Source organism: Ornithinibacillus gellani, from assembly GCF_003730295.1.
GTDB lineage: Bacteria > Bacillota > Bacilli > Bacillales > Amphibacillaceae > Ornithinibacillus_A > Ornithinibacillus_A gellani.
On record NZ_QTSZ01000041.1, the window covers coordinates 218,459 to 237,843 of the forward strand.

The following is a 19,385-nucleotide window of genomic DNA, read 5'->3' on the forward strand; positions in this document are numbered from 1 at the left end:
ACCTTAGCATGGAAGTCGCATGCCTTGGACCCTAACTCGCATGCTTCAGCGTGAAAGTCGCATGCCTTGGACCCTAACTCGCATGCTTCAGCGTGAAAGTCGCATGCTCTGGACCCTAACTCGCATACCTCAGTATGGAAGTCGCATGCCCTGGACCCTAACTCGCATGACTCAGCGTGAAAGTCGCATGACTTGGACCCTAACTCGCATGACTCAGCATGAAAGTCGCATGCCTTGGCCTCAAACTCGCATACCTCAGCATGAAAGTCGCATGACTTGGACCCTAACTCGCATGCCTTAGCATGAAAGTCGCATGACTTGGACCCTAACTCGCATGCCTCAGCGTGAAAGTCGCATGACTTGGACCCTAACTCGCATGCCTTAGCATGAAAGTCGCATGCCTCGGCACTCAACTCGCATGCCTTCCTGCTAAAGTCGAGCGCAAACTGGATAAAGTCGAGCACCATCCTGGAGAAGTTGAGCGCCAACCAGGTGAAGTCGAGCGTCAACTGGGTAAAGTCGAGCACCAACAGGGCGAAGGCGGGCACCAAACAGGTAAACTCGAGCGCCAACTGGCTATAGTCGAGCATCAACAGGGCGAAGGCGGGCACCAACAGGGTGAAGGCGCGCGCCAAACGGGTAAACTCGAGCACCAAACAGGTGAAGTCGCGCGTCAACTGGGGAAAGTCGAGCACCAACCAGATGAAGGCGGGCACCAAACAGGTAAACTCGAGCGCCAAACGGGTAAACTCGAGCACCAAACAGGCGAAGTCGAGCACCAACCAGGTGAAGTCGCGCGTCAACTGGGGAAAGTCGAGCACCAACCAGATGAAGGCGAGCGCCAACAGGCTAAAGTCGAGCACCAACCTTCCATACTCGCGCCTCCCCCCAGCCAAAATAAATTTAAAATGAGGGAATCGGCTTGCCGATTCCAACCCCATTTGTTTTAAAAGAACTTTCTATCCCTCTTTGCCAGAAAGTCGCATGGGTTTGGATGGAACTCGCATGCCCTAGCCCCTAACTCGCATGCCTTAGCATGGAAGTCGCATGCCCCGGCCCCTAACTCGCATGACTCAGTATGAAAGTCGCATGCCCTGGACCCTAACTCGCATGACTCAGCGTGAAAGTCGCATGCCTTGGCCTCAAACTCGCATACCTCAGCATGAAAGTCGCATGCCTTGGACCCTAACTCGCATGCCTTAGCATGAAAGTCGCATGACTTGGACCCTAACTCGCATGACTCAGCGTGAAAGTCGCATGCCTTGGACCCTAACTCGCATGCTTCAGCATGAAAGTCGCATGCCCTCGCACGAAAGTCGCATGCGCCGGCGCTCAGCTCACATTCAAAGAAAAACTGCAGCTCTATTTCGGAGCTGCAGTGCTTTCTCTTACAATCAATTTTGTAAATATGCTGATTTTCTTTCCTACTTCTCGTTCTTTGTTGATTTTCTCCAATAATAAATCAACTGCATTTTCTGCGAGAATATCGGTATACAGTTTAATCGTTGTCAAAGGTGGCATCATGTATTGGGCGGTTGGAATATCGTTGAATCCAATAATACTGAAATCTTCTGGGATGTGGATACCCATCTCATGTGCCGCTTTGTAGCAGCCGACGGCAATGGAGTCATTGGCTACAAATACCGCTGTTGGTGGTGTGTCGCTTGCCAATAGTTCTTTAAAAAATAGATAGCCGGCTTTCGGATTGTATTCGCCAATTTTGATATAGGCTTCGTTCAGCAATCCTTTTTCCGCTAAAAATTCTTCAAATGCAATTTGCCGTAAATCCTTGTTACCGCTTCCCAGAATGTCACTGTCTGAGCCACCGATAAAGCCTATTTTACGATGGCCCAGGTCAATGAGGTGACTGAGCGCATTTCGGGCTGCCGATTGGAGATCAATAACGACAGAATCAAAGGAATTGGCATCTTGATTCGAGTCGACAAACACAAATGGCTTGTTAAAGTCTTTTATTCTCTCGATTTCATTTGGATGAAATGTTCCGAGACAAAGGATGCCAACAATTTTCTTCAAATCTGCATTGGAGGTTAGCGAATCTATCATAATGATTTCATAGCCGATGCTTTTTAAATATTTCTCCAAATCTATGCGGATTGAAAGATAGTACGTATCAACCAACTCTTCCTCTAATGAATAGGAATAGAAAAGTCCAATAAACTTCACTTTCCTGGCTGTCTTTCTTGGTTTGACCTTGTATGAAATTTCTTCTGCTGCTTCAAAGATTCTTTTTCTTGTTTCTGGTGTGACATTTAATGTTTCATCATAGTTCAGTACTCTGGATACCGTTGAACTTGAAACGTTTGCCAGCTTTGCTATATCTTTAATCGTCGCCATCTTTTTCAACCTCTATTCAGCTTATTATCAGCGTGGTTCACAATCTGGCCAAGGAAACGTTTAACGATTCAGCCGTACCATATGACATGTACATCCTACTCCGATAGGCATCATAAGGGCTTCAATCACTCCACCCTTATACTTTCCTTTGCTTTTACGATATCACTTATTTCCTTATTGGAATAAACGGATAGTTTCATTTCCAATGTAAAGGCTTCAAATTTACAACGGTATTTCTCCAATTGATCTTGTCCACAGGAATTAGAGCCTAAGCCATTTTGTTTATGATCCAAATGAAGGACAATATAGTCTCTCTTCTGTAAGTCCACCGTGTGTTTTGCCTTTTCCAAATCCGCTATTTCGTAAAAGCCTGCACTGAAATCAAATGTATCTTTCCCAACCGCACTTGCCATCAAGCCTGTGCCATGCTGATTCACCAGCCTAGCCCAATGGGTATCTGTGCGGTTTCCATTTTCTTGTGGGTGTACATAAGGCGTGAATAATTCATCCACTGTTTTTTCATAGACGCCAAATAAATTGGCTTGCTTCGAATCGCTATAGGATTCACCAGGTCCTCGACCATACCACTTCACATGTTCACAATCCTTTTGTAAGCGCATTTCTACTCCAATACGCGGGATCATGGTTGGTGCATTCTCTATCATACCATCTGGTGTACCAGTTACACTAAATTGAATATCTCCATTGGCAAAGATATTATACTCATATTTGCACACATAATGCCAGGACGCATTTGTCGTACCGTTCACGGTGCGAACTGTTACCTTTACTTTATTTTCGTCTTCCGTGCTAATATCAACGGCATCCACCATTTCATGCCAAAGATGCATGAAGTACTTTTCCTTATCATCTTTCAGCAAATACATATCATTGTCAATGGGTGCCCGCCAGAATTGGAGCTTCGGACCTTGCTGGACAACTTCTATCCCATTCTTCTTCCACGAGGTCATTTGTCCGTTAATCTTATCGAATACCACTTCCACTTCATCACCCGTAATCGTGACCGCATATGGTGTTTCAGCCACCGCAAGCTGGCCTGTTGGAGACACCATTAGCGATTCTGTTTCTACAGGCAATTGGAATTGTGCTGTAGCGAGTTCATGTCCAGCGGCTGCCCATGGAAAGCTTTGATTGGTTACATAGGAAATGGTGAGATAATAATCTGTTCCAGCCGCTTTCGGGAAGTTCAAATCATAATCCAGCTGTATTTCACCTGTTCCTCTCGCTGGAATTCCTGTCGGCTTGGTTGAACCAGTACGAATCACTTCTCCATCTTTTTCAATGACAAAATGTACATCCAAATGATCCAGGGAAATAAAATCATATTTATTTTCCAGCAAAAGCTTGCCTGTTTCTAAATCCATTGCTTTCGTATGGACAGGTTCAATTATCTTTTTATATTCAAGCAATGCTGGGGAAGGTGTGCGATCAGGCATGAGCAACCCATCGATACAAAAATTGCCATTGGTTGGATCATCGCCAAAATCTCCCCCATAGCGGTAATATACTTCCCCATTCTCATCGATGGTCTCTATCCCATGGTCAAACCATTCCCAGATAAAACCACCTTGAAGATGCTCGTGTTCATAGACCAATTCCTGATATTCCTTTAAACCACCTGGCCCATTTCCCATCGCATGCCCATACTCACAATGAATATGCGGTTTTTCAGTCGTTTCCGCAATCTCCTTCATTGTTTTTCGTTTTTTATCGGCACGCTCCAGCCAGGTGTACATGGTGGAATAAACGTCCGTCACCTCTGCTTCGGCGTCGCCCTCATAGTGAACCAGTCTACTTGGATCGATTTCCTTGCAGATTTTTGCCATCTCACGGAAATTATGCCCGAAGCTGGATTCATTTCCAAGTGACCACATGATAATCGATGGATGATTTTTATCCCGATGTACCATTCGAACGAGACGGTCCGTATGCATGTCTTCCCACGCAGGGTCATCCGCAATCCAGTTGTACTTGCCTGTTAACTCAAATCCGTGACACTCCACATCCGCTTCATCAATCACATACATGCCATAACGATCACAAAGCTCATATAAATATGGTGCGTTAGGGTAATGTGCCGTTCGGATTGCATTGATATTATGCTGTTTCATCAGCTTAATATCTTTTATAATATCCGCTCTGGAAACGACTCGCCCTGTTTTCGGATGATAATCATGACGATTCACACCCTTCAGCTTAATCGCTACTCCATTCACTGTAAATATTTTACCCTTACGTTCGATTTGGCGAAATCCAACATGCTGCGGAATGACCTCGATTATTTCATCGCCTGCTTGAACCGTTAATAGTAACGTATATAAATAAGGCTGCTCGGCACTCCATAACTTAGGTGCTTGGATGCTTTCAGAAATGTGAAAGCTTTCCTCCAGTGATTGCGCTCCAGATTGTACGAGAGTCTGCTCGTCATCCAGAAGTTCGTATGCAAGTGTTAAATCCTTTCGCGCACCACGTAGTGTGCCATTTACCTCCAATTGCCAGTCAGCCGTTTCCGGATGTAGGAAGGTATCTACTTTAAAATCTTCCACACCTGTCTCTGTCTGTGTGTACAGCTCCACATCTCGAAAAATCCCGCTCAGCCACCACATATCTTGATCCTCTAGATAGGTACCATCAGACCATTGATACACCCTGACAGTCAGGTCATTCTCCCCTTCTTTTAGATGGGGAGTAATATTAAATTCAGATGTCATTCTAGCACCCTTGCTGTAGCCTACCTCTTCGCCATTCACCCATACATGGAACGCAGAATCGACACCGTGAAAACGCAAAATCACATCCTTCTCCAACCAAGAATCAGTCATGCGAAAGCTTCGTTTATAAATACCAGTCGGGTTATCTGATGGCACATATGGCGGACGAATCGGGAAGTTATACCATAAATCCGAATAATGCATGCTGCCATAGCCTTCCATCTGCCAATTGCTCGGCACCTGAATCTGATCCCAAGTTGTCGTATCTGCCTCCGCTTTTTCGAAACCGACTGGGGAATATTCCGGTGCAGGCAAAAATAGAAATTCCCACATGCCATTCAAGCTTTTAAAATGATCTGTATATCCCGGCTCACCAATCATGGCAGCCTGTCTCGTTGGAAAAGCTTGAAACGAAGCGCGCGGCTTCAACCTATTAATATCTGTAATTCGAATATCTTCCCAAACCTTGTAATCTCTCATACGTCATTCTCCATTTCTGACTGATAATTTTTGTGGAACACCATCATCTCAGCATCGCCTTTTCTCTTTGCCCTTTATAATTTACAGCGATAATGCCAATGGCGATCAATGCCATCGCACCAATAATAAATGCGTTCAGGCTTTCTCCAGGAATAAACAGCGCTGATAAAATGGCTCCTGAAACAGGTGTGATAAATTTAAACATACTAATTTCGCTGGCTTTATTGAATTTAAGGACAGAATACCATAAAGCAAATGCCGCCGTTGATAATAGAGCTGAATAAATAAAAAGCCCCCAACCAAGCGGTGTGAAGATGATTGCATCCTGCTCCAATTGCGGTAAACCAATGATCAACATGAGTACCGCTCCAATCGATAATTGCCAGCCCGTTAAAGCAAAGGGATGAATTCCGACAGCCAATTCCTTTGCCATAATTGTCCCAATGGCACTTGTCAGGGCAGCTAGAATCATATAGCCCTCCCCAGTTAGATGAAAGGTCGGCTGTAGATCCTGTCCCCAGTTGGCAACGATAATGCCAGCAAATCCCGCTACCAATCCAAAGATTTTTTTACGATTAATTCGATCATTTTTATAGAAAAAATGGGCCAATAGGATAACAAAAAAAGTTCCACTAGATTGCAGGATAGCTCCTTGCATTCCTGAAACTTTCGCAAGGCCATTGTAAAAGAAAAAATATTGTAAACCTGTTTGTAAAATACCGAATAGAAACAGGAATACCGCCTGTCTTTTGGTCACTAATAATTTACTGCGATCGGAAATGCACATGCCAATTAAAATAATGACTCCTGCCAATAAAAAGCGCATGCCGGCAAATACTATTTTAGCAATCGTATCATCGGGTGCCATCTGTAATTCTTCATAGCTTACCTTTAATACCGGAAAGGCGCTTCCCCAAAGGACGGAGCAGAAGATGGCAGTGAGAACAACAATCCACTTCTTTTCAAAAATACTTTCCACGTTATGTCATCTCCTATGTTGCTGCACACGACAATGCCTATCTTGTCCAGAATACACCTATCATCAGGTGTATTCTATCACAAGATGTCAGCTCATCATCCGTATCACGAAGGGTCGTAAAGTGTGCTATTCTATTACTCTTTGACAGAGCCTCCGAGGATACCGGATATGAAGTGCTTCTGAAAGATCAGGAAGAATATGAGCACAGGAATGATAGATAAGGTTGTACCGAGCATTAATTGTCCGTAATCAATTCTTGCCAATCCGACCAGGCTGGATAGTGCTACCGGCAAGGTAAACATGTCTTTTGAATTCAAGGTGATCAACGGCCATAGCAAGCTATTCCATTGTGACATAAAAGAAAAGATGGCGACAGCTGCCAATGCTGGCTTCATCGTAGGCAATACAATCGAGAAAAAGATTTTAAATTCTCCTGCGCCATCGATACGTGCTGATTCAATAATTGATAGCGGCACAGAGAGCATGTTTTGTCTCATGAGAAAAATCGCGAAAGGTGAAGCCAATGTTGGCAATATGATTGCTTGATAGGTATTCAACCAATCCAATGCGACAACAATTTCAAACAAAGGAATCAACATCACCTGAAAAGGGATCATTAAGGTACAAAGAATAATGAAAAACATAGCGCTTTTTCCTTTAAATTCAAACTTTGCAAATGCATAGCCTGCCATGGCGGAAATTAAAACGCTAATGACCGTATAAGTAACAGAAATAAACAGCGTGTTCCACATAATTTTTAAAAAGTCGAGCGACTCATTTAAGGTTTTCGCATTTTCCAGTAAATGATTTCCCGGCAGGAAGGTAGGTGGAACACTGAATATTTTTCCTGATGGCAGTGTCGATCCGACAGTCATCCAGTAAAACGGTAGAATCGATACAATAACGCCAATAGAGAGCACCACATATAAGAAGGTTTTATTTACATATTGATTGTTATGGTTCATGTTATGAATCACCTACCACTTTCATCTGTACCCAGGAAATAATCGCGATAATTACTACCAGTACATATGCCAATGCAGAAGCATAGCCAAATTCAAAATATTTAAAGCCGGTTTCATATAAATATAAGGTAATCGTCATCGTCGCATTATTTGGCCCACCAGTAGTTAAGATGTACGCTTCATCAAATAATTGCAACGTACCAATCGTTGACATAACGACCGTAAAAATAAACACTGGCTTTAGCTGTGGAATCGTAATGAAGAAAAATTGTTTCACCTTTCCTGCACCGTCAATCGAGGCTGCTTCATACAAATCCTTTGGTATCGTCTGTAAACCAGCTAGAAAAATAACCATATTATAACCGGTCCATCTCCAAGTCATTACAACAATAATGGATACCTTTGCCCAAAACGGGTCATTCAACCAATCGATGGGGTCAATGCCTACTAAGGACAATAAATAGTTTGCCACACCATAGTTGCTGTCGAGAATAACCATAAAAATAATCGACGCAGCGACGAGCGCTGTAATGGCCGGTAAAAAATAGGCTACCCGGAAAAACCCATGGAATTTAATAAGAGATGAATTCAGACCAACTGCAATTAAAATGGCCAGGCTAAGCATAATCGGAACCTGTACAATTAATATTTGGAAGGTGTTGACTAAGGATTTATAAAAGATTGGGTCTTTAAATAGCCTGATATAGTTGTCAAAGCCAACAAAGTATTTATCTACCCCGCTCATGCCTTGAAAGCTTAAGATAAAGGATGAGATTACTGGATATAGTGTAAATATCACCAGTAAGACGACAGAAGGGGCAAGAAAATAGTATGGCGCTGTTTTTGGATTGATAAGCTTGTTATGTTTGATCGTGCTATTGTTCTTTTTCAAGCGATCACCTCTTCTTGTATAAAGCGCAATCGGAAGAAGAATGTGTAACGTTCTTCTTCCTAGCTATCGACTAATTGCGCTTCATGTTGTTACCTGTTATTTTTTCATTTCATTTTCTAATTGTTTTTTCGCATCGGATAGCGCTTGATCGACAGGTTTATCTTCCAATAGAATGGCAGCCTGTGTATTCGACATGATCTTGGAAGCTTTCGCATAATCTTTTGTTAGATTAATCTGTGGAACGTCATCCACAATGTCGGCGAAGTTTTTAAAGACTGGTTTGTTATTGAAATACGCACTTTCCTGCGTGAGAATTTCTGAATCATAGGTGCTCTTCAAGGATGGGAATAGACCATACTTTTCAAAGCCTAATAGCTGGGTATCATCATCGGTTGTAAAGAATTCTGTGAAGGCATATGCTGCGTTTTTATTATCTGTGTAAGACGGAATCAATAAGGATGATCCACCTACGTTTGCATAGCGATTTCCACCTTCTTCAAATGCTGGCAGGTAGAACATATCCCATTTCCCTTCCAGGTCAGGCGCTTGGTCCATAATCGTTCCGGTATACCACACACCGTATGGCACAGTTGCTACATCTCCGTTTACAGTAGCTGTGACAATGCCATCCCAGCCGCTATTATTCAAAATAATGTCGTTCTCGTGGAACTTCTTAATCATTTCCATCGATCTTTTTGCTTCATCTGTTTCAAATGCAAACTCTCCATCTTCGTCAAAATAGGATAACCCTTGCTGCTGCATCATCATTTGGAAGACACCATCATAATTAGAAATATCAATAGGCAGCATTTTTGTGCCTGTCTTTTCCTTCACCTGAATACCTGCCTCCAGGAAGTCATCCCATGTTTCAATATCGTCTGCTGATACGCCTGCTTCTTCAAAGATATCTACACGATAAAACATACCTGCTGGCCCAATATCCCAAGGAGCTGCAACCATCTTGCCATCCTGGACGACGTTTTGGATTTTGGCATCGTTGAACAGGTCATCATGCTTGTCATAGCCCATTTCAGAAAGATCTAAGAAGCCTTCCGGAAACTGACTAACATAACCAGGGATTCGTTCATCCTCCATCAATACAACGTCTGGTAGTCCAGAGCCTCTTGATACAAGACCAACTGTCAGCTTTTCATATAGGTCACCACTACCGAATTCCTCTACAGTCACTTTGACATCCGGATATTTCTCATTAAATTTCTCGACCGATTCCTTGAAGGTGGCCGCTGCTACATCCCAGCCCCAAACAGTGATTTCGCCTGCAATTTCATCCGAATCTAGATCCGCGCCACCACCGCTCGACTTATTGGAACAACCAGCCAAAACAATCCCCAATATAAATACCAACATCAACATTCGCTTCATGCTATTCCCTCCTCGTGGAATATTACTTATTTGGTTTTATTAATTGCTCGCTTTTGTTTTTTTCAAATATGCACGCCATGTGACGGCCCATTTATTAGGATCCTCGAACGGACTTTGATCCACTACTGCATGAATGGAACTGTTGTATGGTGCGCTTTTCACTTTTTCCGGGTCGGTATATGCTTCATTTGCAATATGCGTCAAGGAAGCAATGTACTCATCCAAATCTGTTTTGGAGTAGGATTCCGTTGGTTCCAATGTAAATGGCTGCGGAACGACGAACGGATGATGACTTGTCCAATATTGATGCCCGAAATCAGCCATTCTTCGGGAAATATCCTCTGTCGTCACCCCGGTATCCTGATAAAGCTTTTCCCAGCTGTAACGAACTTGCTCCAGTCTCTTCCCTTTGATATAAGGTGCACCCGCTCCTTTAATTTTTAAAATTTCATGATATAAATAGTTATTATTCAGTACGGCGGTTTCCGCGACCTGCTTCAAGCCTTTCGCACCGAGGGCACGAATCCAGGCATAAGCCCTTAAAATATTTTGCGGTACACCATGATAGGAACGAACCTTGCCAATGCTATGCTCAAGGTCATCATTCAGTGTGTACGTGTCACCATCTTTTTCAACAATTGGCCCTGGCAAGAACGGTTTCAATTGATCCGTCACGCCCAGTGCTCCCGCAGCCGGACCTCCACAGGCATGCGGCGTTGAGAATGTTTTATGAAGGTTGAAGAAGCACATATCAAAGCCAGCTTCCTTCGCCCGCGTAATACCTAGTAAACCGTTCGCATTCGCCTGATCGTAATAACAAATTCCGCCTGCGTCATGGACAATTTTAGTAAATTCCTTTATTTTTGCGTTATAAATACCCGTATCTTCCGGATTGGCTACGACAAATCCGGCCGTTCGTTCCGATACAGCAGCCTTTAGCTTGTCGATATCCGGAAAACCATCCTCATCCGGATACAAGGTAATGATTTTATAGCCTTTTACTGCCGCAGTAGCAGCCTGTGATGGATGGGAGAAGATGGTCGTAATAATTTCATCGCGCTGATCCGCTTCACCATTTGCTTCATGATAAGCTCTTACAATCGAAGCCATCGCAAAGAGCGATTGTGTTCCTGAACCAGGCTGGAAGGAAAAATAGTCCATTCCGGAAATTTCCCGCATATATAAATCCAAATTGTGAATGACTTCCAGCATTCCCTGCACGGTTGCATCATCCTGTTTTGGGTGGAGTGCTGTCACTTTCGGAGAAGCAGCATACACTTCATTTATTTTCGGTGAATATTTCATCGTGCAGGTACCTTGTCCAATTTCCACATTGAAGGCCGCACCTAATGTTTCCTGTGATAAGCGTAAATAATGACGCAGCACCCGATTTTGAGATATTTCAGGCAGCTTCGGATCTGCTTTACGCTGCAATGCTTCTGGCAATACCGACACACCATCTCCGACCGATTCCGTGATATCTTGTTCGGCATGAGGAGGAATGACGCCGCGTTCCCCTTCCTGATGAAGTTCAAAGATGATCGGCTCATCCCATTTTGCCTGGTGGAAATTCCGTACCTTCTGGTTTCTAATTATCCCTTTCACTTTGCTCCCTCATTTCTGTTTGTTATTTATAACGATTGAAGCGCCTCAACCAGTTGATCAATATCCGCCTTGGAATGAACCTCTGTTACACAATAAAGCGCAGCCTGACCAAGCTCCGGGAACTCCTCCGATAAATCAATCCCTCCGAAAATACCTTTTTCCCGCAGTTTCTCGTTAACCTCTTTCACCGTCTTGCCCGTGCCATTAAAATCAACCACAAATTCCTTAAAGTTAATCCCCTTAAAATGAGAAGCAGTGATGCCTTCGATTTTGTCCAATTGCTGCACCGCATACTGAGACTTCTGCATAATCGTCGTGCCAAGCTCCTTCATTCCATTCGGACCCATTAATGCCAAATATACACCTGCCGTAATCGCCCACATCGATGTCTGTGTACCAACCGATTCCTTGCCTTTCTCCCTTTGTGCCATCGACGTTCTTTCATACAACACATCGCCAAACCCATATTCGCCTTCTACACTTGTCGGTGCCACACCAAATAGTCGGGAAGGAAATTCTTCCACAAACTTCACTTCATCTCTTGTCGCGATAAAACCGGAAAGACCGCCACCATAATTCATATGAATACCAAGTGGCTGCAGCTCGCCGCAAACGATATCTGCCCCATAACGACTTGGCGGCTCCATGATGCCGAGGGAGCTCGGGTCCACCCCAACAATCGTAATCGCAGCATGTTGTTTCGCCAGCTCATTTATTTCCTTACAGGCAGTTTCAATGAAGCCGAGATAGCTCGGATTTTCAAAATAAACCGCCGCAACGTCCGCAGATAGCTTGCGCTGTAAATCAGCTAAATCCATTTTCCCTGTCGCTTCATCATAATCAACGAAAGTAAGCTGAATATCCGGCGAGCAATAGTTTTTTATAATTTTTAATCGATCTGGCGAGATGGTTTTCGGTACCAATGCCTCCTTGCGACCGGTAATTCTCGAAGCCATTCGAATCGAGGTTGCTGCTGCCTGTGCCCAGTCAAAGGTCGGTACATTGACCACATCCATATCGACTAATTCAGCAACCAAGCTTTGATACTCAAACAACACTTGAAATCTGCCATGATCCTCATATTCATCACCCGCATATGCCGTGAGAAACTCCGCTCTGGAATTCACTTCATCACAGACAGCCGGTACAAAATGCTCCCAGCAACCCCCGCCCAGAAAGCTAATCACATCCTTTGTGCTCGTATTCTTATTCAAGGTCCTTTCCAGGTGTTTGCTTAAGTCGAATTCAGCTAAAGCTTCCGGGATAGCCATTTCTTTTTTGTAAATGAGTTCATCCGGAATTGCAGAAAATAGTTCTTCCACGCTTTCCGCTCCGATTTGTTTCAACATCGCATCACGAACTTCCGGTACCGTATTCGGAATATAGGGATGCGCAGAATCTACTTTTGAATTTGTCATGTGATCGCTCCTTTATCATCAAACATGTCCGTATTTATGCCAGTCCTCCACCATCAACAACAAGTGTGGTCCCCGATACCCAAGCAGACAATCCACTTGCAAGGAATAAAACCCCGTTCGCGATATCAGCAGGTGTGCCAATTCTCCGGAGTGGCCGATCCGCCCCTGAAGCGATAAGAAACGCCTTTTCATCCAGCTTCAGTTGCTCCGCTTCCCCTCTCAGCAATGGGGTATCTGTATCCCCCGGACAAATACAGTTGACCCGAATATTATCCTTGCCATGATCAATCGCCATCGCCTTCGTAATATTCACAACACCAGCCTTCGCCGCACAATAAGAAACCGCATTATCTCCTCCCTTGAGCCCCCAGCCCGAACCCGTATTTATAATGCTGCCACCACCATTACGAGCCATTAGCGGAATAGCATACTTGGAAAGCAAGAACACACTCTTCAAGGAAACATCCAGAACCAAATCCCAATCTGCCTCACTATGGTCCACAGCGTTTTGCCTGCGAATGACCCCCGCGTTATTAAATAAAATATCAACCCTTTCGTAAGCGCTTTCAATTTCATCCATAACAGATTTGCAGTTATCTATTGAGGTTACATCACAAGTCATAAATACAGCCTTCCCACCATTTGCCTTGATGTCTTCTGCCTCCCTAGGACCCGCCGCTGCATTAATATCCAGCATGATTACCTGACAACCAGCAGAAGCCAATAGCTTCGACGTAGCCAAACCAATTCCTGAAGCCGCTCCAGTCACGACAGCAACCTTATCTTCCAAACCGATCAATTCCTCATAGTTCATATCAAAGTTCCCTCCCTTGTTATAAATATTTTGAATTAATTAAATTAATAAATTTTAAAGTTATATTATCATGACGGTGTGGAGGTGTCAATATAAATTTAGTAAATATTTTGGATTGGTAAATGGAAGAGGGTTGTTTTGTGTCGATAGGGTTAAGCGTTGTTATTTCAATGGTTGCATTAATATTAAGGAAAAAGTCCAGTGGTGTGGTTGATGGTTGGTTATGTGGATTTCTGGTGATTTATAGCAGTTTATTTAGTGAACTTATGTTCAGTTTTACTGAAATTCGATGTTGATTGGATTGGGGGTGTTTGTTGTTGGGAATCTGTTTTTCTTTGATACATTACCTTCACAGTGGTTAGTAATATAAATACAATCAACTTTTTTGATTATTGTGTATAATGGGGGAAGTAATCTATTTTTGGAGTTGTTATTATGACAATAAAAGAATCTACCAACTTCATATTGCATGCAAAAAGTGAACAGTTTTACTGGGAAGGAAATGGTCAGCTGTCCATTAAAACTTTCTTTAATGGTAAAGCCCATTACAGAACAAACAAAGGCTTTTTTGCTGTTGAAGAGGGTAGATACCTACTTCTCAATGAAGGTGAATATACAATTTCAATTGATGAGCCTAACGTTGTAGAATCCTTTTGTATATTCTTCAAAAAGGGTTTTGCAGAAGAAGTTTTTCGTTCCCTAACAGATACAAATAATCAACTTCTAAGCGATCCGCTTAAAGATATTAGTTCAATTGGTTTTTTTGAAAAAACCTACCATAAAAACAATATGCTATCTTCTCAACTGGATAATTTCAGGCATTCCCTCAATAGCCTTGATACGAATTCGATTGGTTATGAGGAACACTTTCACATGATAATGCATTTTATTTTAAATGAACACGTAAATACATATAAAGAAATGGAAAGCCTATAAGCCATTAAACATTCCACACGTGAAGAATTATTTAGAAGGGTAAGCATTGCACATGATTATATTCCATCATATTTTGATAAACCCATCAAACTAGATGAAATTGCAAAGGTTGCTTGTTTATCACCCAACCATTTATTAAGGACTTACTATCAAATATACGGTAGAACTCCTCATCGGCATATTTCAGAGTTTAGAATACAGAAATCAAAGCAACTATTATCAAATACAGATAAAAACATGACTGATATAGCCTTTATCCTTGGATATCATAACCCGGTATCCTTTAGTAAAATGTTTAAACAACATGTTGGTATAGCTCCAACAGAATATCAAAAAAAGGTGATTTTGGATAAGAAATATTAGAGAAGATTATTTATGCTTATATTGAATAGATATTTGAAAGGAGAACGGTTATTATGGAAACGGCAATGATCCAAAAGGTTGGACAGATTGGTATACCTGTTAAAGACCTAAGTCGAGCATTAGAATTTTATAAAGAAAAACTGGGTCTGTCTCTTTTATTTGAAACGGATAGCATGGCATTCTTTGAATGTAGTGGGTTACGTCTTATGTTATCACTGTCTGAAAAGAATGAATTCGCCCATTCAAGTTCGGTTATTTATTTTCAAGTCACTAACATTAAAGAAACTTATGAGCGCTTAGTAGATAAAAAAGTAATCTTTATCGACCAACCACATGTAGTAGCGAAATTGGGACAAACGGAAACATGGATGGTATTTTTTAAAGATACAGAAGATAATACGCATGCATTGATGAGTGAAGTACAGGTATAAAATGTAAATAGGAGACCGTCTAGAATGTATGGACGGTCTCCCGATTTATTTTTGCCTATTAATTATTTCTTTACCTGGAATTACTTCTGCTTTTACCACTATTTATGGTACGGTTCACCGTACCGGTTTGTAGGGTAAAAAGGGAGTGAATCTTTTTTTAAAAATACAAGGGTGGCAGTCTAAATGACCGCTACCCTATAATTAGTATTAATGGTATTCCTGGTATATCTCATTCAAAAACTCATAGCCATTTTCTGCATATCTAATACATATTCTATCCGCATATTCCTGTATTTTATTTTTATAAAGTGTTTTAACAATTAGAATCAATTCTTCCTCATTATAAGTATTAATGGTATCCGAATTAAGACTTTCAAGAATAATTTCTCCAACCTCTTTAGGGGATTTCTCTACAAGTCTTGATAATTCCTCAAACAAAGACATGAAATGGTAATCGTTTTTTGTGAACTTTACAGAGTCCTTAATCCACTCTAATACTTCAGAATCAATATTTTCAATAAATCCTATCCAATCAGCCAGTTTTGAACATGTATTCTGAAACTCAGATTTTTGAATGTTTTCTTTTAATAACTTATGTAATTTAGACCATAAAGATATTACTTTAATTCTCAGCTCTTTATTTCTTTTATCTTCAATACGCCAGAAAAAATCAATAATTTCATCAATTTGCGATACTTCCTTGTTATTTATTAATATAGAGATTAAACTATTCGGATCATTAATATTCTCCCAGCCCTTAATAAAACCAACGCATATATGTTGAACTATTTGTTCATTAGCATGAGTTTCCTTAAAATCATAATGCAATGCCATGCTATAATGTTCATTTTCTTTTAATAGATTGTATATTTCCTTATATATTTTATTATTAGCCCATAAATAACCAGTAAATGTCGCTTCCCACAATTTGATATCTTCTTTCGGAAAAATAGTATTTATGTTGTTCTTTACCCAATTCTCATCCAAATAATAAAGATTTGGAAGATACTCACCTAAATTAACATAAAGCTCAATTGCCTTATCATTATCTATTAGATATGTGAACTCATTTTTAATTGTACTTTTCCACCTATTGTTGCCAATAATTGCATTATTTCTTGCATAACGGAGAGAATAAACAATTAATGCTGATATTACTCTGCCTTTTGGTGAATTTAAGGAAATGTCCACAAGCCTATCTTCATTCAAGGATTTATTTTCAACTCTTGGTAATAAATATAATAATACTTCTTCCGCTTCATCCAACAACTCAATTTCAAATGCATTACCATCTTCCTTTGTTCCATCTTCGATGAGATCTGCAATTGCTATTATTATCAAGTCACGATAGTTTGTATTATCTTTCCTTTCCCAAAAGTTGACTTTCATAATAATTTCTTTAATGTAATCAAATACATTGCCCCATAAAAAAAACTTCTTGTTATTCCACGCCTCTTTTAGTCCTCTTATAATCGAATATTGATATTTTAATTTTACAGTTTGGAATGGCTGTAAATCATCTGAAAATTTACTAGGATCTTCGATTATAGACCTTCTTAAACAATCTGCTAAGCCTTCTTCTGTTGGATTTTTGATTCCATTTTCTTCTTTAAATAGATTTAAATATTTTGCTATCTCCTTATTTGATTTACTTAGTAACTCTTTTTCTTCAATTGGACTTACATTCCCGCTCCAACTTTCAAAATAAAACGGTAACCCGGGATGACTTACCTCGGCAGAATTTATCTTGTCGTATTTCTCGTACAGTTCAATAACCGCTCTATTCTTCGATCTAATTAGTGGAAATAGTAACTCTTTCTTTTTATATGCATATATTTTATTAGCATAGTCAGTTGTATTTTCAGGTATATAGAATTTTGCATTCTCTATCTTATCGACTAAACTACCAATTTGGTCATCGCTAAATTTTGTACAGTTATTCTTCAACAGTTCATAAACCTCATGTTTTAAAGATGAATCGTCAAAAATATTTTCTTCCCAATTCCATAAGTATTTATTGAATTCCTCATACCTAATATTTATTGTATGTACAATTAATCTTTTAAATATTGGATGTCTCCTTCCTATAAAATCCTCAATAACCTCTGTTACTATTGAATAGTTCATAAATTTAAGTATATCTCTAATAAAATGAACTATTATCATTTCATATTTACTAATCGATCTATTTTGTTCATGATCTTCTATGGCTGGAATTTGTATGTTATTAAATCGATTTGGCACCATATTAATAATTTCTTCTATCTTATTAGTAGCCATTATAACAACTTGCTTCCCACAAACCTTTGCAATATCATGGTTGAACTTTTTTAGTATATTACTAAGATAGTAATTATTCACATTCGGATTATACTTCTCATTTTCTTTATTCTTAAAACCGAGAGTAATATCCAGTAATTTTAAAGCCAAATTCTTATCATGGTTTTTAAGAACTTTCGGGAAAATGTTCTTGAGAAGTTCAGATTCTATCAAACTAGAATTCCATCTAGAATTAAGCGATTCACGCAAATAATTAAAGTGTTCATCTTTAATTAATTCGGAAGGTAAAGAGAATACAATTTTAATAAGCATCCAATCTGTTCTAAAGTTATCTATTTTTTCCCCATCTGGCGACTTGTACTCCATAATTCGGTCTATTATACTCACTAGTAGTTTATTTGTTTTAGTTCTAGCATTAGGACTTATACTGTTCCGTGTTGATAATAATTCGAGATAATCTAAAACATACCAATCTGGAATAGTATAATAACCCTCTTGTCTTGCAGATTCCTTTGGTGTTGGATTATTTTCTGGATTAAAGTACCCTTGTTCCTTAAGTGGCTCAAGCCATACTTCTGGATCCGCTGATTTTAGAATCTTTCTAAAAAAATATCTTCTTTGTGGTTCGTCATTTTTAATTAATTGCAAAGCTCTATCTATTCTTTCATCATCAGGATTTTGAAGAGATTCATTCAAAATGTTATAGGAGTCAAATAAATAACTAGTTGAATGGTTTATATCCTTATTCCAATTTTTAATTATTTCATATAATTGTCCGTAACCCTTCTCGTCCTTCTCATAACCTAACACTTTTATTCCCATCGAGTTATAATAAGATTGTTCAAATCCTAGTATATTTTCTTCCCCTTTATAGAAAGGTTGGAGAGTAAAATGTCTTAATTCCTTATTTTTTGAGTGATCAAATTTCGTTACAAGGAAGTCAAGTAGTTCAAACTCTGCCATTCCGTACCCAACAAATAAAACAACATATTTCTCAAAAATATTTTCAAGAAACTTCCTAAAGTTTTCATTATTATATCTTTGTATATATTGGGGAACTGTAAAAACTAGAGAATTCTTATCATTTATCGAACCATGAATATGATAAAGTTTAGTCCTATCTATTTCTAATGGATTAAAGTCATTATATATAATTTGAGTTGGATTAAATTTTTGATCAAAACAAGTATCTGCATTTGTTGTAATAAATAATCCTCTTAGCCCATGTAATTCATTATATATATTTTGTTTATTAATTAATTCAGAAACTGGTTGCAGGGCTTTTTCTAATTCCTCATAGAATGCATCTATTTGTTTATTTCTTTTCAAGATATCATGACATATCGTTATTATTTTTTTATGATCATTGATGCTAGATAAGGTTTCCTTCTCTCTAAAATTAATACAAGTAGCACCATCTTCTTTCATTTCAGTAAAACATCTATTAATTAAATTTGCTGCCAGTTGATCCCAGCCTTTACATCCTACTAAACGCGATACACCCGCTCCTAGAAATATTGCTAACTTATCGTTATTTACAGCATCTTTTATTTCTGTTGGAAGGCTAGGTATTTTTGAAATTAAGGTACTCATGAGATTCCTCCTATAAACTCCATAGCGTAGGAGATGGTTCAACTGTATACATGAAGCTAGCAACGTTCCTACTGTTTCGGAGTAAATAAATACGATTTAGAGAAAAATTTAACATTTCTCCTAATTATATTAATAAATGAAAGTGTCGGGAAGGTTCGT

General features: G+C 39.9%; 12 protein-coding genes and 1 pseudogene. 3 read left to right on the plus strand and 10 right to left on the minus strand.

What is annotated here, in order from left to right; genetic code table 11:
* The first annotated feature begins 386 nt into the window (after positions 1-386).
* Positions 387-950 (plus strand): hypothetical protein, encoded by a 564-nt coding sequence (locus DX933_RS13320; RefSeq protein WP_123316937.1) that lies wholly within the window; start codon positions 387-389, stop codon positions 948-950.
* Positions 951-1,362: 412 nt separating this feature from the next.
* On the opposite strand, the gene DX933_RS13325 is transcribed toward DX933_RS13320, so the two are convergent.
* From DX933_RS13325 to DX933_RS13365, 9 genes are all read right to left on the minus strand, one after another.
* On the minus strand, positions 1,363-2,355 hold the full coding sequence (locus DX933_RS13325; RefSeq protein ID WP_123316938.1) for a LacI family DNA-binding transcriptional regulator: 993 nt from the start codon (positions 2,353-2,355) through the stop codon (positions 1,363-1,365).
* 125 nt (positions 2,356-2,480) lie between these two features.
* Positions 2,481-5,567, minus strand: a complete 3,087-nt coding sequence (gene ebgA, locus DX933_RS13330) for a beta-galactosidase subunit alpha (RefSeq protein WP_123316939.1) — start codon at positions 5,565-5,567, stop codon at positions 2,481-2,483.
* A gap of 43 nt (positions 5,568-5,610) precedes the next feature.
* A complete protein-coding gene (locus DX933_RS13335) occupies positions 5,611-6,546 on the minus strand; it encodes a DMT family transporter (protein WP_123316940.1) in 936 nt (311 codons plus the stop codon).
* A 134-nt stretch (positions 6,547-6,680) separates the two neighbouring features.
* Positions 6,681-7,511, minus strand: coding sequence for a carbohydrate ABC transporter permease (locus DX933_RS13340; protein ID WP_123316941.1), 831 nt, complete (start codon positions 7,509-7,511; stop codon positions 6,681-6,683).
* A 1-nt stretch (position 7,512) separates the two neighbouring features.
* Positions 7,513-8,403, minus strand: a complete 891-nt coding sequence (locus DX933_RS13345; protein WP_190279524.1) for a carbohydrate ABC transporter permease — start codon at positions 8,401-8,403, stop codon at positions 7,513-7,515.
* Between the two features lie 96 nt (positions 8,404-8,499).
* A complete protein-coding gene (locus DX933_RS13350) occupies positions 8,500-9,786 on the minus strand; it encodes an ABC transporter substrate-binding protein (protein WP_123316942.1) in 1,287 nt (428 codons plus the stop codon).
* Positions 9,787-9,825: 39 nt separating this feature from the next.
* Complete coding sequence (gene gcvPB / locus DX933_RS13355; protein ID WP_123316943.1) at positions 9,826-11,391, minus strand: aminomethyl-transferring glycine dehydrogenase subunit GcvPB; 1,566 nt, start codon at positions 11,389-11,391, stop codon at positions 9,826-9,828.
* Between the two features lie 26 nt (positions 11,392-11,417).
* Positions 11,418-12,809: an aminomethyl-transferring glycine dehydrogenase subunit GcvPA gene (gcvPA, locus tag DX933_RS13360; RefSeq protein WP_123316944.1), complete on the minus strand. Its 1,392-nt coding sequence runs from the start codon at positions 12,807-12,809 to the stop codon at positions 11,418-11,420.
* 34 nt (positions 12,810-12,843) lie between these two features.
* The gene (locus DX933_RS13365) at positions 12,844-13,623 is read right to left on the minus strand and encodes an SDR family NAD(P)-dependent oxidoreductase (RefSeq protein WP_123316945.1); all 780 of its coding nucleotides are present in this window, start codon (positions 13,621-13,623) and stop codon (positions 12,844-12,846) included.
* Positions 13,624-14,058: 435 nt separating this feature from the next.
* On the opposite strand from DX933_RS13365, the pseudogene DX933_RS13370 reads away from it, so the two are divergent.
* Both DX933_RS13370 and DX933_RS13375 read left to right on the plus strand, forming a co-directional pair.
* Positions 14,059-14,922 (plus strand): annotated as a pseudogene (locus DX933_RS13370) (helix-turn-helix transcriptional regulator).
* Positions 14,923-14,975: 53 nt separating this feature from the next.
* Entirely contained in the window at positions 14,976-15,353 is a 378-nt protein-coding gene (locus tag DX933_RS13375; RefSeq protein WP_123316946.1) for a VOC family protein, read from the plus strand.
* Between the two features lie 207 nt (positions 15,354-15,560).
* Here DX933_RS13375 and DX933_RS13380 read toward each other — a convergent pair whose 3' ends face one another.
* Complete coding sequence (locus DX933_RS13380; RefSeq protein WP_123316947.1) at positions 15,561-19,226, minus strand: SIR2 family protein; 3,666 nt, start codon at positions 19,224-19,226, stop codon at positions 15,561-15,563.
* Positions 19,227-19,385: the final 159 nt, after the last annotated feature.